The 2,910-nt window shown below is 39.1% G+C and carries 4 protein-coding genes; all 4 read right to left on the bottom strand.

Annotated elements, in window-relative coordinates:
- Window positions 1-162: 162 nt before the first annotated feature.
- On the bottom strand, window positions 163-738 hold the full coding sequence (locus tag ACED48_RS20275) for a hypothetical protein (protein ID WP_017058480.1): 576 nt from the start codon (window positions 736-738) through the stop codon (window positions 163-165).
- A gap of 175 nt (window positions 739-913) precedes the next feature.
- A complete protein-coding gene (locus ACED48_RS20270; protein ID WP_017058481.1) occupies window positions 914-1,147 on the bottom strand; it encodes a hypothetical protein in 234 nt (77 codons plus the stop codon).
- Between the two features lie 141 nt (window positions 1,148-1,288).
- Window positions 1,289-2,335 (bottom strand): HNH endonuclease, encoded by a 1,047-nt coding sequence (locus ACED48_RS20265; RefSeq protein WP_017058482.1) that lies wholly within the window; start codon window positions 2,333-2,335, stop codon window positions 1,289-1,291.
- A gap of 143 nt (window positions 2,336-2,478) precedes the next feature.
- The gene (locus ACED48_RS20260; RefSeq protein WP_017058479.1) at window positions 2,479-2,838 is read right to left on the bottom strand and encodes a hypothetical protein; all 360 of its coding nucleotides are present in this window, start codon (window positions 2,836-2,838) and stop codon (window positions 2,479-2,481) included.
- Between the last annotated feature and the right edge of the window lie 72 nt (window positions 2,839-2,910).

The following is a 2,910-nucleotide window of genomic DNA, read 5'->3' as shown; positions in this document are numbered from 1 at the left end:
GAACAAAGCTTTTAGACCACAAACGCTTTTCTGCCCTTTGCAAACTAACGCCTTGTTAAGGTGTGAGGCACGCAATGCCGTAGCATCCGCATACCACCTTAATCACTAAAACTAACGCATACTAAAAATGCCACACGTGCCGAATCACTCTTAAACAATTTGTTAGTTGGATTGCAAAACGTCTGTTCTTAAATAGTGCCTAAGAGACCTTTCCAATTTTTCTTTAACTTGATCCACAACCACAAACTGCTCTATTAAAGGTCCTTTCAACTCAGAGTGATTCGAAGGTAGTGATTTCAATATTCGTGTAAAATCATTGAATGCATGAATTGACTCTATATGGAGCAAAAATGCATCTTCTGGTAATACAAGACGGATTCTTGGCTCAAGTTTCTCCCACTCCTCGGCAAATTTATCAAGCTTCTTTTCATACGCTTCTTTAGTATCGAGGACCCCATTTTCAGGATGGGAAATTACATCTTGTCCGGCAACTTCTTGGCAACGGCGATAGTGTTTATAATAAACATCATAGTAACTGACTATGTGTTCAATTTGTTGCCCATAGCTTGTTTGAGCTGTAGATAGCTTATGTTTCAAGTTTTCCAACTCGCTCAAAATTACTGCATTCTGTTCCTGCGCAACTCTAGTTGAAATTAACTTTGCAAGAAAACTCGACAACAAGCCAATTACGACAGTAGCTCCACCAAATGAAAGTAATATCTCTTTTATTGAATCCAATGAATACCTCTTTCCAACTAACGCCCTGTTAAGGGGTGAGCAACGCAATACCGAAGCCGCCGCAAACCACCTTAAACACTAAAATCAACGCATAGTAAAAATGCCACGCGTTGCGAATCCCTCTTAAACAGTTTGTTATAACGTAGCTCACCACGCTCTGTGAACTAAAAAACCATTAAATCGAGTGCAATCGTTTTTGATAGGCACTGTAAGTTGCTGAAATTATAGATACAAAGCCAAATAGGAACGCGGCAAACCAACGGTAGTTGAAAAACTTGGTCACCGCGCTCATTGCGTCAACTGGCTGAGGAGTGTTCCATGCAATAACGAAACTGATGCAACAGGCAAGAAATAAGATACAACTTAAAACGATACCTAGCTTAACTTTCCAATCGAACAAGTAATACATATTTTTCCTTTACGTTATAACGCCGCGTTAAGTGGTGAGCAACGCTACCACCTTACCTAAACCATTGTGCCGTAGCCACTAAAGCCGAAACAAACCGAAAATGCCAAGCGTTGGGAATCCGTCTTAAACGCTTTGTTAGAATTATTTTTCACATTTGCTTTGAAATAACGCATTATGATGTTCCATATAACTAGAAAACCTAGCGGCTTCTTCATGAGACATACAATCAATGTTTACGGTAAAACCAGTTAAATCCTTATAATACTTGGGAAGCTTACGCAGAATTGAATGGGAAAACCTGATTTCAAACTCATTTTTTTTCTTATAAAACAGAGACATTAAATGTGAGTCAAATAACTTGTCTAATGTAGCTTCCAACAATATGCCATTAGCGCCATCGAGTCTTTCGGTAGAATCAGAACAGTCTTTCCATGCCTTTATATGGGAAGCGACTAGTACCTCTCGAACAGAGTTAAGAGTTACAGCACAAGCTTCATTTCCCCAAACGCGAATTACATTTTTTCGATATTTCCCTTGTCCAACTCGAGCTTTCATCAGAGTTTCTCGTTCAGTTTCTGAAACGTCAGAATTCATAATTTCAGTAACATCATCTAGTAACTGATCTTCTGAATCAAAACCAACAAATAGCTGCTTTGAACTGTGCTTATTCTCGTAAAGATTATAGCGAGTTAGTTCGTGGAAAGAATGAAAGTCATCTATAGATACAAACTTAACGTCTTGCGGCTTAAAACGAATGTTAAAGCAATTTATTGGTAGTAGCGTCGTCAACGGACTTGTATTGCCTCCGACAACCTCGACATCTTTAACCATCGTCTCTATCACAGAGCTTTGATGCAGTTTATCGTAAGCCGCTTTAGCCTCTTTTTCAGTCAGGCACTCTACGCTAGCTATTTTTGCAATAGATATATTTTTGGCTTTGAACTTATCATAAACATATAGATGAATAGCGTATCTACACCCTGCATGTGCGTGATTCGTTGTATTTACCGGTTGAAGAAAAGCATACTTATAGCCATCCACTAAGGTTTCGAAGTCAAACAACCATTCTTCAAACCCAAATCCATTGTCAAACTCAAACAGCCCTTCAGTTTGACTTTTACCGTGTGTTCCAGATGGCTTTTTCCAATCATTATCATTCCAGCAAATCCTAGCTATCTTTTCTTCCACGAAATATCCTTTTAATTCTAACGCTAAGCTAAGTAGTGAGCAACGCAATACGAAGCCACCGCATAACACCTTAAACACATAAATCAACGCATACTAAAAATGCCACGCGTTGCGAATCTGCCTTAAGCGCTTTGTTATGTATATCAACCGTATAGTGAGATATTAATATTTGGATTCACGGATACCCTTACTCCATAAGGAATTGGTGATATTCCATCGTACCTACTGCCAAAACTTTTCGCAGGAGCAAACTCTAGGTACTCACCCGTTGAATCCAATTTCCTGATTACGCCCTCACAACCGATTAGTCCCATTGAAAATAGAGTAGATTGATTGTGACAATTGATAAGTTCAAATCGCACGTCGCCATCATATTGATACACCGTAATAGAAAGCTGTATACCCCCTTTTTCTACAGTGTATTTATGCCAGATTCCATCTACCTCTTGCTCAGGAATAACCTCTAGGACTGTCAATATATCTATTTCATCCCAAACTAACATTTAAACTCCCGATATACATAACGCTAAGCTAAGTAGTGAGCAACGCAATACGAAGCCACCGCATAACACCTT

It is taken from the genome of Vibrio sp. 5S239, assembly GCF_041439575.1.
Classification (GTDB): Bacteria; Pseudomonadota; Gammaproteobacteria; order Enterobacterales; family Vibrionaceae; genus Vibrio; species Vibrio kanaloae.
The sequence above is the reverse complement of the archived record's forward strand: the minus strand, read 5'-3'. Positions and strand labels throughout refer to the sequence as shown.